This window comes from Streptomyces sp. NPDC030798, assembly GCF_055572275.1.
The window spans coordinates 489,765-504,636 of sequence record NZ_JBVIDR010000005.1 but is presented as its reverse complement, the minus strand read 5'-3'; the positions used below and the strand labels follow the sequence as shown (position 1 = coordinate 504,636).

Here is a 14,872-nt window from a genome sequence, read left to right as displayed (position 1 = left end):
GCACGCCGGCGCTGGCCACCCGCGGCTTCACGGCCGAGGACTTCGCCGAGGTCGCGGACGTGATCGCCGAGGCGCTGAAGCCGTCCTACGACGCCAAGGCCCTCAAGGCCCGGGTGAAGGCCCTGGCCGACAAGCACCCGCTCTACCCGGGTCTGAACAAGTAAGTACCACCCCGGTGGGGCACTCGATGGGGAGTGCCCCACCCCTGTCCTGAGGAGTGACCGTGGCCATCTCGGTCTTCGACCTGTTCTCGATCGGCATCGGCCCGTCCAGCTCCCACACGGTCGGCCCGATGCGCGCGGCCCGCATGTTCGCCCGCCGGCTGCGCAACGAGGACCTGCTGGCATCCGTCGCCTCGGTGCGCTGCGAGCTGTACGGCTCGCTCGGCGCGACCGGCCACGGCCACGGCACCCCGAAAGCGGTGCTGCTGGGCCTGGAGGGCGCCTCGCCGCGCACGGTGGACGTGGAGAAGGCCGACGAGCGGGTGGAGGAGATCAAGGCGGCGGGCCGCATCTCGCTGCTCGGCGAGCACGAGATCCCCTTCTCCTTCGACGACGACCTGGTCCTGCACCGCAGGAAGGCCCTGCCGTACCACGCCAACGGCATGACCATATGGGCCTACGACGCGGCCGGCACGGAGCTGCTCTCCAAGACGTACTACTCGGTCGGCGGCGGCTTCGTCGTGGACGAGGACGCGGTTGGCGCGGACCGCATCAAGCTGGACGACACGGTCCTGAAGTACCCCTTCCGCACCGGCGACGAGCTGCTGCGCCTGACCCGGGAGACCGGCCTGTCGATCTCCGCGCTCATGCTGGAGAACGAGCGGGCCTGGCGCACGGAGGAGGAGATCCGGGCGGGGCTGCTGGAGATCTGGCGCGTGATGCGCGAGTGCGTGGCGCGCGGCATGTCCCGCGAGGGCATCCTGCCCGGCGGCCTGAGGGTGCGCCGCCGCGCGGCGAACACGGCGCGCAAGCTGCGCTCCGAGGGCGACCCGCAAGCCCTCGCCATGGAGTGGATCACGCTGTACGCGATGGCCGTGAACGAGGAGAACGCGGCGGGCGGCCGCGTGGTGACGGCGCCGACGAACGGCGCGGCCGGCATCATCCCGGCGGTCCTGCACTACTACATCAACTTCGTGCCCGGCGCCGACGAGGAGGGCGTGGTCCGCTTCCTGCTGGCGGCCGGTGCCATCGGCATGCTGTTCAAGGAGAACGCCTCCATCTCCGGCGCCGAGGTCGGCTGCCAGGGCGAGGTCGGCTCTGCCTGCTCGATGGCCGCCGGCGCCCTCGCCGAGGTCCTCGGCGGCTCGCCCGAGCAGGTGGAGAACGCCGCCGAGATCGGCATGGAGCACAACCTCGGCCTCACCTGCGACCCGGTCGGCGGCCTCGTCCAGATCCCCTGCATCGAACGCAACGGCATGGCCGCGGTCAAGGCGGTCACCGCGGCCCGCATGGCGATGCGCGGCGACGGCTCCCACAAGGTGTCCCTGGACAAGGTCATCAAGACGATGAAGGACACCGGCGCCGACATGAGCGTCAAGTACAAGGAGACGGCCCGGGGCGGGCTGGCGGTGAACATCATCGAGTGCTGAGGCGTCAGCTCCTGGTGTAGGTGACGATGCTGACACCGGAGTCGAAGTCGCGGCGTGCGGTGGGAAGGAAGCCGACGGGGGCGAACGGGCCGTCGAACAGCGGGATTCCGGTGCCGATGACGACCGGATTGCGCTTGATGACCAGTTCGTCGATCTCGTCGCGGAGCGCGGCGGCCAGCTTCCCGCCGCCGGCCAGCCACAGGCCCATGCCGTCGCGCTTCTTGAGGTCGCGCACCAGCGCGGCCGGGTCGTCGGCGACGATCCGGACCTCCGGGTCCGTTGCGGTCAGGGTGCGGGAGACGAGGTACTGCTCGAGGTGGGCGTAGGGGCTGGTGATGCCCGCCTTCAGGGCCGGCTCGTAGGTGCCGCGGCCCATGATCACGGTGTCGAAGTGCCGGTGCGCGGTGGCGGTCAGGCCGAAGGGCTCGCGGACGTGCACCGGCATGGTCTCGGGATACTCGGCGAGGATCGCCTCCTGAACCTCCCCCTCGAAGGGGAAGAAGTCGTAGCTGCCGTCGGGACCGGCGATGTAGCCGTCGAGGCTGGCAGCGACGTAGTAGGTGAGCGTGCGCATCCTGTCTCTCTTCCGCGCGGTGAGTGAGATGATCCGAACGTAGTACGAACAGGCCGCCGTTGGAGGCCGCACGGCCGGTGGGACAGCTGTGACCGGCCCCGGGATTACCCCCGTCCGGGGCACGGAGGCCGACACCCGGCACGCTCGGCGGTGCATTTCGGGCAGAACGTGTTTATTGCTGCCATGCACACACCTTCGCGGCGTACCCTGCTCCGTGCCCCACTCGCTGCCGCGGGCGCGGGCCTCCTGTCCGCCTTCGCCCCCGCCCGGTCGGGAGAGGCGGAGTATGTCGACCCCTCGGGCCCGGAGGTCCTCGCCGCCGAGCGCCGGCGCGGCAGCGGCCCGGAGCGCACCTTCCGGCTCACCGCGGCCGAGTCCACGCTGGACCTGGGCGGCCCGACCGTCCGCAGCTGGGCCTACGACGGGAAGCTGCCCGGCCCGCTGGTGCGCGTCACCGCCGGTGACGTCCTGAACCTCACCCTCGACAACCACCTGCCGACCGGCACCACCCTCCACGCCCACGGGGTGCGGCTGCGCTGTGACATGGACGGCGCCCCCGGCGTGACGCAGGACCCCATCCGTCCGGGCGCCGGCTTCACCTACCGCTTCGCCGTCTCCCACCCGGGCACCTACCTCCTCCACTCGCACGTCGGCCTCCAGCCCGACCGCGCGCTGTACGCCCCGTTCGTCGTCGACGACCCCCAGGAGCCCCTCTCCTACGACGAGGAGTGGGTGATCGTCCTGGACGACTGGCTGGACGGCGTGCAGGGCTCGACCCCGGACGCCGTGCTCCGCGAACTGCAGCACGGTACGCGCTCCGCCGGGGCGGGCCCCTCCCGGGTGCTGCACGACTCCCACAGCAGCCTGCTCGACGGCGAGGGCGGCAACGTGGCCTACCCGTACTACCTCGCCAACGGCCGTACGCCGAGCAGCCCCACGGTGTTCCGGTGCCGCCCCGGCGACCGCGTCCGGCTGCGCATCATCAACGCCGGCTCCGAGACCGCCTTCCGGGTCGCGCTCGGCGGCCACACCATGACCGTCACGCACACCGACGGCTACCCCGTCGACCAGCAGGAGACCGACGCCCTCCTCGTCGGCATGGCCGAGCGCTACGACGTGCTCGTCACCGCCGAGGACGGCGTCTTCCCCTTCGTCGCCCTCGCCGAGGGCAAGAAGGGGCAGGCCCTGGCCGTCCTGCGCACCGACAGCAGCCGGAACCTCCCCCCTGCCGAGGTCCGCCCGGACGAACTGGACGGCCGCGTCGTACCCGCCCATCTCCTGGAACCGGACGAGTCCGTGGCGCTGGAGGACCGCGAGCCCGACCGCGAGCTGCGCCTCACGCTCACCGGCGGCATGAAGAACTACGACTGGGGCTTCGACCACCAGCCCCACGACCCGCACCGGCGCCACCCGGTCCGCGCCGGCGAGCGGGTGCGGCTCACCCTCGTCAACGCCACCGACATGTGGCACCCCCTGCACCTGCACGGCCACACCTTCGCCCTCACCGGCGTCGACGCCGCCGGCGCGCTGAAGGACACCGCCGTCGTGCTGCCCCACCACAAGATCGTCGCCGACTTCGACGCCGACAACCCCGGCCTGTGGATGCTCCACTGCCACAACCAGTACCACTCCGAGAGCGGCATGATGACCACCCTCGGCTACCTCAAGTGACCCGCCCCGCCATCCCGGTTCGTCCGGGGGCTACCGAACAGTAATCCCTCTCTCCTACGCTTCCGCCAACTCAACGGCAGCGACAGGGAGTTCAGGGATGCGGACAGTGAGACGGATGGCGGCGCTGGTGGGAGCCGGTGCGCTGGTGGCGATGGTGCCCGGGCAGGCTCACGCGGCGTCGCCGAAGTTCTCCGAGACGACGGCCATCGGGACGCACAACGCGTACGAGAAGGACAAGTACACATACTTCGCGCAGGCCCTGGACTCCGGGGCCTCGCTGCTGGAGCTGGACGTGTACGTCGACAGCATCACCCACCGGTGGCGGGTCAGTCACAGCAACCCGTTCGGCAACGACAACAACTGCGAGGCCGCGAAGACCCCGGCCGAGCTGTACAGCAAGAACCGCAACCAGGATCTGGGCAGTTGCCTGGACAACATCGCGGCCTGGAACCAGCTGCACCCCGACCACCCGCCGATCGTCTTCAAGGTCGAGATGAAGGTGGGGTTCAACAACAAGGGGGGCATGGGCCCGGACGAGTTCGACAAGCTGGTCGCGCAGAAGCTCGGCAGCAGCGTCTTCAAGCCGGCCGATCTGCTCGGCGGCACGTACTCCTCCCTGGACGCGGCGGCGAAGGCCAACGCCTGGCCCTCGCGGGACGCGATGAGGGGCAAGTTCCTCTTCGAGCTGATCCCGGGCACGGTCGAGCAGTCCAACCCCTTCGACCACTACTGGACGGACGAGGAGTACGGGGATCACCTGCGGGATCTGTATGCCGCCGGGCGCGTCTCCGAGGCCCAGGCCTTCCCCGCGGTACTCGGCGCCGAGGGCGGGGATCCGCGCGCCGGCCGGTACGACGCCTCGATCCGGCCCTGGTTCGTCTTCTTCGACGGGGACGCGGCGACGTACGTCAACAAGGGCTACGACACCTCGTTCTACTCCGCGAACCACTACGTCTCGATCATGACCGGCGCCGACGGCGCGTCCCCGGCGATCTCCTCGACCGACCCGACCGACGCCGAGGTCGCCGCCCGGCTCGCGCTGCTGGCCAAGGACCACGCCAGCATCATCACCTCCGACTGGTCGGCCAAGCCGCCCTCGGTGCTGGGTTCGGTGACGGACCGGGGCTGAGGTTTCGGCCGGGCGCGCGGATCGGTGGCGCCGGGGTGGGGCATACATCCATCAACTCCTGGTCACCCCACTGGCACTTCAGGGAGTCCCCCACATGCTCCACGGCATCGACGTCAGCGCGTTCCAGTCGTCCTCGTACGGCACGGACGGCCTCTCCTTCGTCTTCATCAAGGCGACGGAGGGCCGTTCGTACGTCAATCCCAAACTGTCCGCCCAGACCAAGCACGGCCGCGACGCGGGACTGGTCGTCGGCTTCTACCACTTTCTGTGGCCGGGCCACATCGCCGCCCAGGCCGAGTACTTCGTCCAGCACGCCCCCGAGAAGGCGGGCGATCTGCTCGCGGTCGACTGGGAGACCACCAGCGAGGGCACGCACGCCAGCAACGCGGAGAAGGACCTGTTCATCCGCACGGTGAAGAGACTCCGCCCGCACAACAGGGTCCTGCTCTACGCCAACCGGCACTTCTGGCTCACCGTCGACACCACGTCCTACGCCGGCGACGGCCTGTGGATCGCCGACTACGTGAGCGCGGGCCACCCCCGCATCAAGGCCAAGTGGCGCTTCCACCAGTACAGCAGCGAACCCCACGACAAGGACGTGGCCGACTTCGGCAGCAAGGCGGCACTGCGCGAGTGGGCCACGCCCTGAAGAGGGGGCGGGACCCTAGCCGCGGAAGTCCGCCGGTCGTTCGGGGGACGCGGCCGTCAGGGCCTGCTTGACGGCGTCCGTGCCCGCCCGCAGGCCGTACACCGGTGTGCCCGGCTGCTGGCGCCAGGAGTCGTCGATGCCGCCCGCGTCGACCGTGTCGAAGCCGAGTTCGTCGATGAGGGCGCGGACCTTCGCCTTGGCGGCCGCGTCGTCGCCGGCGACCGGCAGGGCCATGCGCTCGGGGTCGCCGGCCGGGCGGGGCCGCTCCAGGATGTCCTGGGCGTAGGTGCCGTTGAACGCCTTGATCACGGGGCGGCCGAGATGGCGTTCCGTCCAGCGGCTCTCGGTCAGCCCCTCGTCCTCGATCCCGGCGATCCGGCCGTCGCGCTGCTGCGGGTAGTAGTTGCCGGTGTCGATCACGGCGGCGCCCTCGGCCGCGCCGTCCAGCAGGCCGGAGGGCAGGTCGGGACGGCCTTCAGCGGAACGGTGACCACGACGACCTCGGCGCCGTCCGCCGCCTCCTCGGCCCGTACCGCCCGCGCGCCGGTCTCCTCTGCCAGTTCCTTCAGGGTCTCGGGGCCGCGCGAGTTGGCCACGGACACGTCGTGGCCGAGCGCGGTGAGCCGCCGGGTGAGGTTGCCGCCGATGTTGCCCGCGCCGATGATGCCGATCTTCATGACAGGCCCTTCCAGGATCGATGCATGTGCATGCTTCCGTCGAGGGGCGACAACCGCGGCGGGTCCGGGACTATTCCGGTGGCTGCGGTGAACGGGTGAGACCGCCCGCCGCCGTTTCCCCGCGCAGCAGCGCCAGCGTGCGTTCCAGTTCCTCCCGCAGTGCGGTCGTGGCGGCCTCGGGGTCTGCGGTGACGACGGCCCGGACCAGGGCGCGATCGGCAAGGGACTGCGGAACACGCCCGGCGCGCGCGGGAGCTGGGCCTGCCCGAGCGGCAGGCACCCTGGGCGGTGCCGTACCTGCCGGCCGACCTCGGTCGGTCGTACGAGGCGGTCATCCGCGTCAACTCGCAGTCGGGCAAGGGCGGGACGGCGTACCTGCTGCGCACCCACCACGGCGTGGGCCTGCCGACCCGGATGCGGCCCGAGGTGGCGCGCCTGGTGCAGGACGCGACGGACACCAGCGGCCGGGAGGCCCCCCCGAAGGACGTGTACGACCTGTTCCGCGCCGCCTACCTGGACGACGGCGAGGTACGGCTGGACGCCTGGTCGGTGTTCGAGGAGGCGCCGGGCCGGCACCGCTTCGTCGGCACCCTGCGCACGGGCGAGCAGCGCGCCGGTGACCACGAGGGCACCGGGGCCGGTCCGCTGACCGCGTTCGCTGACGCGCCGGCCGGTGCAGGGTTCACGGTGGAGGTGCTGGACGTGGTCCGCGCCGGGCGGTTCGCCTTCGCCGAGTGCCGGGTGAACGGCACCACGCTGTGGGGCGCGGCCGAGGACGACCGGGAGCCGGCCGCCGCGATCCTCGCGGTGCTGTCCGCGGTGAACCGGGCGATGCTGCGATGACGGTCGTGCTGGGCCGCAGGCTGGGCCGGGCCGGCGCACGGGAACTGCGGTCCCGCGTCGGGAGCGTGCGGGTGCGGCGCGGCGTATGACGAAGGGGGTGCCCTCCGGGTCGGACGGGCACCCCCTTCGGGTGGGTCACTTGTTCAGGTAGGTCCAGAACTCATCGAAGGACAGGACCTTGTCGCCGTTGAGGTCGCGGGTCTTGATGATGGCCTCCGCGACCGTCTCGGTGACGTTCCAGTCACCCTGCTGGGCCAGGGCGGACTTGAACTCCGCGGCGGTGATGAACCCGTCACCGTCCGCGTCGATCCGCTGGAACTGCTTGCGTGCTTCCTCGATGTCCGCCACCGATCCGCCCCTTTTGTTCGTGTTTCTCATGCCGTGCCGGCGTACTGTCGCAGGTCAGATTAACGGCCCGCGCACGCCCGCAGTGCGGCGACCACCCAGGTCCCACTTCCCTTCAGGGCGGGGAGGACGTCAAGTCTGCGAGTCTGGGCCTTCCAGTCGGTGGAGAGTCAAGGAGCGGTGTTGGAGACCTTGCGGGACATTCTCGACGCGGCGGCGCGGGGCGTGTTCCCGCCGGCGGACGGCCGCACGACCGTGGTGGCGCAGCACGCGCCGCGGGACGCGGGGGTGCTGGCCTTCACCGCGCACTCCGTGGTCTTCACGGACGAGGACCCGCGGTGGGTGCACGACGCCCTCGGCGCCGTGGACTGCGATCCTCTCGCCGCGACGCTGAACCCCGCCTTCCTCGCCGCCTTCATGGCCCGCACCGGACGCCGGACGGAGACGGTCGACGCGCTGCTGGTCGGCTCCCCGCTGCCCGGCGGCCCGCCACCGGCACTGCGCGAGATCGAGGACGCCGGCCATCCCCGCATCGCCTACGCCCGCGGCCGGCGCGACGAGGTACGGGCCTGGACGACGGAGGGCGGGGTGCTGGTGCTGGGGCGCGGGGTCGGCGGCCGGCTGGAGGTGTCGGTGGAGGTGGACGAGGGGGTACGGCAAAGGGGGCTGGGGCGGCTGCTGCTGACCGCCGCCCGGCACCTGGTCACGGAGCCGCTGTGGGCGCAGGTCGCGCCGGGGAACGCCCGCAGCGTGCGGGCGTTCCAGGCGGCCGGTTACCGCGCGGTGGGCGCGGAGGCGCTGCTGCTCGGCGGCTGACCGGCGCTGTCGGGGCGGTCGGCCGGGCTCTCAGCGGAAGATGCCGGTGTGGCCGAGCGAGTAGCGGCCGGGCTGCGGGTAGACGGCGAGGCCGTGCGGGCCGCTGCCGACCCTGATGCGGGCCAGTTCCTTTCCGGTGCGGGTGTCGATGGCGTACACCTCGGAGTTGTAGCGGCCGGAGAGCCACAGCACCTTGCCGTCGGCCGAGACACCGCCCATGTCGGGGCTGCCACCGCCGGGCAGGTGCCACTTCTCGGTGAGCCGGTTCCGGGTGAAGTCGAAGAGGGAGATGGAGCCCTCGCCCCGGTTGGAGATGTACATCTCGCGGGAGTCCCGGCTGATGTACAGCCCGTGGGCGCCCTTGCCGGTGGCGAGGAACCCGGGCTTGGCGAAGGTGTCGCCGTTCAGGATCCACAGCCCGTTGGCCACCATGTCGGCGATGTAGAACCGCTTGCCGTCCGGGGAGATCTTGACGTCCTGCGGCATGGCCCCGTGGTACGGCAGCTTCTGCTGGCCGACGACCTTCATGCGCGCGGTGTCGACCTTGAGCAGTTCGCCGCTGAACTCGCAGGAGACGATGAAGTACCGGCCGTCGACGGAGAAGTCGGCGTGGTTGACGCCGTAGCAGCGGACCGGGACCGTCTTCACGACCTTCATGGTGTGCGCGTCGCGGAAGACGAGTTCGCGGTCCATGGAGGCCATGACGACGGCGTACTTGCCGTCGGGCGTGAAGTACAGGTTGTAGGGGTCGTGCACGGGGACGGGCTTGCCGGCCTTGCCGGTCCTCGGGTCGATGGGGGTGAGGCTGTTGCCGAGGTCGTTGTTGACCCAGAGCGTCTTCAGGTCCCAGGACGGCACGACGTGCTGGGGCTGCCGGCCCACCGGGAGGGTTTCGATGATCTTGTACGTCCGGGGGTCGATGACGGTGACCGTGTCGGAGTTGGTGTTCGGCACGTACACCCGGGACGGGAAGTCCTTGACCACCGGGGAGAGCCGGCCCGGGCGGTCGGCGGCGTAGATGTCCTTCGGGTCCTCGACCGGGGGCATCCCGGGCAACACGTTCACCTGCTGTCTCGTCGCCTGCGGCCGGGCCGGCGCCGTGCTGTCACGGGCCTCCTTGGCGGCGTGCTGTCCCCCGCCCCCGCAGGCGGACAGCAGGGTCAGGGCGGTGAGGGCGGCTCCGGCGGCCAGCAGGCGGGCGGCTTGGGTGGTGGGCATCAGCTCAGCAGCTCCGTGGTGGTGACCGCGCGCAGCCGGCGGCGGCCGAGTTCGAGGAGTACGGCGGGGAGGGCGGCGACCGTGTCGGAATATCCGAAGTGCAGGCTCACCACCGAACCGGGGCGTACGTCGGCGAGGACCTTGCGGGTGACGGCGTCGGCGCCGGGGCGGGTGTAGTCGAGGGAGTCGACGTCGTACGACAGCACGTGCGGGTAGCCCGCGGCGCGGGCCAGCCGGGCGACCAGGGGGGAGGCGGTCGGGGACCGGGAGGGGCGGAACCAGGTGCCGATGGACCCGGTGAGCCGTTTCAGGCGCTCGGCGCAGTCGGTGATCTCCCGGCGGGCGCCGGCCTCCGACATGGCGTTGACGGAGACGTGCCGCTGGGTGTGGTTGCCGAGGTCGTGGCCGCCGTCGAGGATGCGCCTCGCGAGGCCCGGGTGTTCGTCCAGCCAGGTGCCGACGGCGAGCACGGTGAGGCGGGCGCCGTGCTGTTCGGCCGTGGCCAGCAGGGAGGTGGCGAGGGCGGGGTCGCCCTGGCCGTGGAAGGTGAGGGCGACCTGGGGGCGGGTGCGTGGGCCGTGGGTGATCTGGGCGGGCTGCCCCGGGTAGGCGCGCGGGGCGGGTGCGGTGCGGGTGGTGGCCGCGGGGTGGCCGGACGCGGGCGCGGACCGGTCGGACGCGGAGGCGGCGGGCGGGGCCTCCTGGCCGGCGCCGCCGCAGCCGGCGGCGAGCGCGCCCGAGGCGACGAGCCCCGCGCTCGTGCGCAGCACGTCACGTCGGTTGGTCGTGGTCACCCGCACCATTTAAGGGGTGTCGGGCGAGAAAACGGCCGATTCGCCCGAATGGGGGATGGTTTCGGGTCGCCGTGCGTCGGGCCGGTCAGCGGTCGGCGACGCGCATCTCGAACCAGGTGGTCTTGCCCCGCGGCAGCAGGTCGACGCCCCAGCGGTCGGCGAGTTTGTCCACCAGGAACAGGCCGCGGCCGCTGACGTCCATGTCCTGGACCGGCATCAGGCAGGGCAGTCCGCGTGAGGGATCGCGGACCTCGACGCGGATCCAGCCGCGGCGGCGGCGCATCCTCAGGCCGAAGACCCGGGCACCCGTGTGCCGTACGGCGTTGCCGACGAGTTCGGAGACGAGTAAGACCGCGTCCTCGGTCATCTTGGGGGTCAGACCCCAATGGCGCAGGACGACGACCTGGGCCAGCCGGCGCGCGGTGGCCGCCGACTCGGGACGGGACGGCAGCGGGACCTCCGCCTCCGTCGGGTTTCCGAACAGTTCGAGCGCCTTGAGCGCCTGTTCGTCCTCGACCGCGGGCGACCAGCGCGCCGCGGCCGCACGGCTGTGTCCCCGCGGCTGTTCGATGCCCTCCAGCCCCGCCATGCCCCCATGATGGCCGTCCGGAGTCGCGTCCGTGGCCGTTCCGAAGGAATACGCCCCCCGCACGCCCCCTGTCCGCTCCATTCGCGCGGCATATGCCGAGGGCACGTCGGCACCCGGTGCAGCCCAACTGACCTGCGGCGACGGCTCACTTCCGGGCAAGCGACGGGCTCCCTCGACGAGGCAGACTTAAGGTTGCCTTAAGGCTCCCATAAACCGCCCCATCGGGGGACCCCGGATCAGACGTCACGTCAACTGCAAGTGATTGCGGGGAAGTTCACACCATGACGCGCACGGCGGCCGTCAGAGGAACTTGGCCTTCCCCGGCCCCTCCTCCACGAAGCTGCGCATGCCGCGCTCGCGGTCCTCGGTGGCGAACAGACCCGCGAACCAGCCCCGTTCGACGGCGAGCCCGGTGTCGATGTCGGTCTCCAGGCCGGTGTCCACCGACTCCTTCGCGGCGCGCAGGGCGATGGCCGGTCCCTGCGCGAGCTTCGCGGCCCAGGCGTGTGCCTGCTCGTACACCTCGGCGGCCGGGACGACGCGGTCCACCAGGCCGATGGCGAGCGCCTCGTCGGCCTTGACCTGACGGCCCGTGAAGATGAGGTCCTTGGCCTTGGAGGGGCCGATCAGCCGGGGCAGGCGCTGGGTGCCGCCGGCGCCCGGGATCAGGCCCAGCAGGATCTCCGGCTGGCCGAGCTTGGCGTTGTCGGCGGCGATGCGGTAGTCGGCGCACAGGGCCAGTTCGCAGCCGCCGCCGAGGGCATAGCCGGTGATGGCGGCGACGACGGGCTTGGGGATGCGGGCGACGGCGGTGAAGGAGTCCTGCAGGGCGCGGGCGCGCAGGACCATCGCGGTGTGGTCCATGTCCTGCATCTCCTTGATGTCCGCGCCCGCCGCGAACACCCGCTCGCCGCCGTAGATCACCACGGCACGCACGTCGTCGCGCCCCGTGGCCTCCTCGGCGAGCTCCTTCAGCCGGTCCTGCGTGGCGACGTCCAGCGCGTTCATCGGCGGCCGGTCCAGACGCAGGGTTCCGACGCCTTCGGCGACTTCGAGAGTGACGGTCATGGTGAGCAGGTTAACGGGGACTAACGGCAACGGGACCGGTGCGCTGGATCACACTCGGCCGGGGGTCTGGGGGTTGCCCCCCAGGCAGGCACAGCACGGGGACTAACGGCAACGGGACCGGTGCGCTGGATCACACTCGGCCGGGGGTCTGGGGGTTGCCCCCCAGGCAGGCACAGCACGGGGACCAACGGCAACGGGACCGGTGCCGTGGCTCACAGCACCGGGCCCGCCTCGGACGAGGCTCACTTCTTCCAGTCGTCCCACGACATGTTCCACCCGTTCAGCCCGTTGTCGGGAGACACCGTGCGGTCGTGGGAGTGCTTCACGACCACCACGTCGCCGATCATGGAGTGGTTGAAGAACCAGGCCGCCGGAACGCTCTTGTCGTAGCCGCCGCGCACGTCGCGCAGGCCCACGCACCCGTGGCTGGCGTTGTAATTGCCGAAGGCGCCGCCGCCCCAGTAGTTGCCGTGGATGAAGGTGCCGGAGTTGGTGAGGCGGATGGCGTGCGGGACGTCCTTGATGTCGTACTCGCCGCCGTAGCCCACGGTCTCGCCGTTCATCCGGGTCACCGTCAGCTTCTCGCTCATCACCATCTGGCCGTTCCACGTGTCGTAGCCGGGCTTGCCGGTGGTGACCGGGATGGTCTTGACGACCTTGCCGTCCTGGGTGACCTTCATCGTGTGCTTCTTGGCGTCCACGACGGAGACCTGGTTGCGCCCGATGGTGAACTTCACCGTCTTGTGCTGCTTGCCGTAGACGCCGGCACGGCCCTCGACGCCGTCGAGGTCGAAGTCGACGGTGACCTTGGTGCCTTCCTTCCAGTACTTCTCCGGGCGGAAGTCCAGGCGGTCGTTGCCGAACCAGTGGCCCTCGACGTCGACGGCCGGCTCGGTCTTGATGCGGATGGCCTTCTCGACCGCGTCCGGGCTGGTGATGCCCCGGGTGAAGCGGACGGAGAACGGCATGCCGACGCCGACGGTGGAGCCGTCCTCGGGGGTGAAGTAGCCGACGAAGGTGTTCTTCGGCGTCAGCGTGGTGAAGCTGGAGTCCTCGGCGGCCTCGCGGCCCGCGGAGTCCTTCGCGACCGCGTGCACCGTGTACTTGGTGCCGGCCGCCAGGTGTGTCGACGGCGTCCAGGAGGCGCCGCCGGCGGCGATGGTGCCGTCGATCCGGCTGCCCTTGGCGTCCTTGACCACGACCTCGGTCAGCTTGCCCTTGGCCACGTTCACCTTCAGGGCGCCGCTGGTGTCCACGCCGGTGGCGCCGGACTTCGGCGCGATGCTGACGGCGGCCGTGGACTGCGCGCCCTGCTGGGTACGGGAGTCCTTGCCCTTGCCGGCTTCCCCCTTGCCGGACCCCGAGTCCCCGCCACCGCCGCACGCGGTGACGGCCATCAGCAGGGCGCCGGTTATCAGCACCAGCCCCTTACGGCCGCGTCCCCGCCCCACCGACGCCCCCGATATCGGCCGCACGTTCAAGGTGTTCTCCCCTCCCAGGACCAGGTCAGACCTGCTCCCCCACCACACTGGTGCGCGCATATTAACCGGCGGGTTTTGAGCACGGTGTCAGGTGAATGTCACCGTTCCGTCGCAACTTCAACCTGTCGCCGTGACCCCCTCAACCCCGCCCTCACCTGGTTACTTCACCGCGCTGCCCGCTTTCCATGCCTTCCAGGCCATGTTCCACCCGCCGAGGCCATTGTCGGGAGAAACCGTTTTGTCCTTGCTGTTCACGACCTCCACCACGTCACCGACCAGACTGCGGTCGAAGAACCAGCCCGCCGGGGTGTCCGAGCCGCCGCCCTTGTCGTCCCTCAGGCCCACGCAGCCGTGGCTGACGTTGACGTGCCCCGGGGCGTCCGGCGACCAGTAGTTGCCGTGCAGGAAGGTGCCGGAGTCGGTGAGCCGCATGGCGTGCGGGACGTCGGGGATGTCGTACTCGCCGCCGAAGCCGACGGTGCGGCTGTTCATGCGGGTGACCTCGAGCATGTCCATCACCACCATCTTCCCGTTGTACGTGGGATGCTTCGGGGCGCCCGCGGTGATGGGCACGGTGGCGAGGAGCTGTCCGTCGCGCCGCACCTCCATCATGTGCCGGGCCGCGTCGACCACGGACACCTGGCTGCGGCCTACGGTGAAGGTGAAGGTCTTGGACTGCAGGCCGTAGATGCCGGGCGCGCCCTCGACGTCCCTGAGGCCGAGGTCGACGGTGACCTCGGTGCCGGGCTTCCAGTAGTGCTCGGGGCGGAAGTCCAGGCGGTTCTTGCCGAACCAGTGCGGGCGGATCTCCACGGCGGGCCGGGCGGTGACGCGTACGGCGCGTTCCACGGCGGCGCGGTCCGCGATCTCCTGGCTGAAGGCGAGCGAGACGATCATGCCCGTGCCGACGGTGGAGCGGTTCTCCGGCGTGACGTAGGCGATGAACCGCTGCTCGGGGACGTAGGTGGTGAAGGTGGTGTGCCGCGCCGAGCGGCGGCCGTGGGAGTCGAGGGCGACCGCGTCGACGGTGTACTTGGCCGCGAGCGCCAGCTTCCCGGCGTCCGGTTCCCAGCTCAGCCCGTCGGCGCTGATGTGCCCGGGGACCGGGGTGTCCTGGGCGTCCTGGGAGGCGACGACGGTCACCTTCTCCAGCCGCCCGTCCGGCACCCGCACCCGCAGCCGCTCGCCGGGTCTGACGGCCTTGCTGCCGTCGTCCGGGGTGATCCGGATGGCGTCCTCGGCGGCCGGGTGCTTGCCGAGGACCCGGTCGATGTCCAGTCCGCCGGAGCCGCCCGCGGTGCAGCCGGCCAGCAGTCCCGCCCATGTCAGTACCGCGGCCAGCGCGGCCCCCGCGCGCCGTGCGCGCCCTTGTACGTGCCTCACGTGGGTCTCAACGACCGGGCCCGCCCCGGGGAAACGTGAGTGCG

At 71.0% G+C, this 14,872-nt stretch carries 14 protein-coding genes and 2 pseudogenes; 7 read left to right on the top strand and 9 right to left on the bottom strand.

Going from position 1 to position 14,872, the window contains the following annotated elements; all coding sequences use genetic code 11:
• Together ACZ404_RS15295 and ACZ404_RS15290 are read left to right on the top strand one after the other, a co-directional pair.
• Positions 1–164 (top strand): annotated as a pseudogene (locus ACZ404_RS15295) (serine hydroxymethyltransferase); the annotation flags it as partial.
• Between the two features lie 59 nt (positions 165–223).
• On the top strand, positions 224–1,591 hold the full coding sequence (locus ACZ404_RS15290) for an L-serine ammonia-lyase (RefSeq protein ID WP_468439817.1): 1,368 nt from the start codon (positions 224–226) through the stop codon (positions 1,589–1,591).
• Positions 1,592–1,595: 4 nt separating this feature from the next.
• On the opposite strand, the gene ACZ404_RS15285 is transcribed toward ACZ404_RS15290, so the two are convergent.
• Complete coding sequence (locus ACZ404_RS15285) at positions 1,596–2,165, bottom strand: dihydrofolate reductase family protein (RefSeq protein ID WP_468439815.1); 570 nt, start codon at positions 2,163–2,165, stop codon at positions 1,596–1,598.
• Positions 2,166–2,348: 183 nt separating this feature from the next.
• Between ACZ404_RS15285 and ACZ404_RS15280 the strand changes: the two genes are divergently transcribed.
• The 3 genes from ACZ404_RS15280 to ACZ404_RS15270 all read left to right on the top strand — a co-directional run bounded on the left by ACZ404_RS15280 (position 2,349) and on the right by ACZ404_RS15270 (position 5,614).
• Positions 2,349–3,836: a multicopper oxidase family protein gene (locus ACZ404_RS15280; RefSeq protein WP_468439813.1), complete on the top strand. Its 1,488-nt coding sequence runs from the start codon at positions 2,349–2,351 to the stop codon at positions 3,834–3,836.
• Positions 3,837–3,933: 97 nt separating this feature from the next.
• Positions 3,934–4,965, top strand: a complete 1,032-nt coding sequence (locus ACZ404_RS15275) for a phosphatidylinositol-specific phospholipase C domain-containing protein (RefSeq protein ID WP_468439811.1) — start codon at positions 3,934–3,936, stop codon at positions 4,963–4,965.
• A 94-nt stretch (positions 4,966–5,059) separates the two neighbouring features.
• Positions 5,060–5,614: a GH25 family lysozyme gene (locus tag ACZ404_RS15270; RefSeq protein WP_468439809.1), complete on the top strand. Its 555-nt coding sequence runs from the start codon at positions 5,060–5,062 to the stop codon at positions 5,612–5,614.
• 15 nt (positions 5,615–5,629) lie between these two features.
• Here ACZ404_RS15270 and ACZ404_RS15265 read toward each other — a convergent pair.
• Positions 5,630–6,291, bottom strand: a pseudogene (locus tag ACZ404_RS15265) (NADPH-dependent F420 reductase).
• 288 nt (positions 6,292–6,579) lie between these two features.
• Between ACZ404_RS15265 and ACZ404_RS15260 the strand changes: the two are divergent.
• The gene (locus ACZ404_RS15260; RefSeq protein ID WP_468439807.1) at positions 6,580–7,134 is read left to right on the top strand and encodes a hypothetical protein; all 555 of its coding nucleotides are present in this window, start codon (positions 6,580–6,582) and stop codon (positions 7,132–7,134) included.
• A gap of 135 nt (positions 7,135–7,269) precedes the next feature.
• On the opposite strand, the gene ACZ404_RS15255 is transcribed toward ACZ404_RS15260, so the two are convergent.
• Positions 7,270–7,482, bottom strand: a complete 213-nt coding sequence (locus ACZ404_RS15255) for an EF-hand domain-containing protein (protein ID WP_468439860.1) — start codon at positions 7,480–7,482, stop codon at positions 7,270–7,272.
• 180 nt (positions 7,483–7,662) lie between these two features.
• On the opposite strand from ACZ404_RS15255, the gene ACZ404_RS15250 reads away from it, so the two are divergent.
• Positions 7,663–8,295, top strand: a complete 633-nt coding sequence (locus ACZ404_RS15250; protein WP_468439805.1) for a GNAT family N-acetyltransferase — start codon at positions 7,663–7,665, stop codon at positions 8,293–8,295.
• A gap of 30 nt (positions 8,296–8,325) precedes the next feature.
• On the opposite strand, the gene ACZ404_RS15245 is transcribed toward ACZ404_RS15250, so the two are convergent.
• From ACZ404_RS15245 to ACZ404_RS15220, 6 genes are all read right to left on the bottom strand, one after another.
• On the bottom strand, positions 8,326–9,513 hold the full coding sequence (locus ACZ404_RS15245; RefSeq protein ID WP_468439804.1) for a YVTN family beta-propeller repeat protein: 1,188 nt from the start codon (positions 9,511–9,513) through the stop codon (positions 8,326–8,328).
• A complete protein-coding gene (locus ACZ404_RS15240) occupies positions 9,513–10,316 on the bottom strand; it encodes a polysaccharide deacetylase family protein (protein ID WP_468439802.1) in 804 nt (267 codons plus the stop codon). Before ACZ404_RS15240 ends, ACZ404_RS15245 begins: the two co-directional genes overlap by 1 nt.
• A 76-nt stretch (positions 10,317–10,392) precedes the next feature.
• On the bottom strand, positions 10,393–10,896 hold the full coding sequence (locus ACZ404_RS15235) for an ATP-binding protein (protein ID WP_468439800.1): 504 nt from the start codon (positions 10,894–10,896) through the stop codon (positions 10,393–10,395).
• 300 nt (positions 10,897–11,196) lie between these two features.
• Positions 11,197–11,964, bottom strand: coding sequence for an enoyl-CoA hydratase/isomerase family protein (locus ACZ404_RS15230; protein ID WP_468439798.1), 768 nt, complete (start codon positions 11,962–11,964; stop codon positions 11,197–11,199).
• 242 nt (positions 11,965–12,206) lie between these two features.
• Positions 12,207–13,445, bottom strand: a complete 1,239-nt coding sequence (locus ACZ404_RS15225; RefSeq protein ID WP_468439796.1) for a L,D-transpeptidase — start codon at positions 13,443–13,445, stop codon at positions 12,207–12,209.
• Positions 13,446–13,604: 159 nt separating this feature from the next.
• The gene (locus ACZ404_RS15220) at positions 13,605–14,828 is read right to left on the bottom strand and encodes a L,D-transpeptidase (RefSeq protein WP_468439794.1); all 1,224 of its coding nucleotides are present in this window, start codon (positions 14,826–14,828) and stop codon (positions 13,605–13,607) included.
• Positions 14,829–14,872 lie beyond the last annotated feature (44 nt).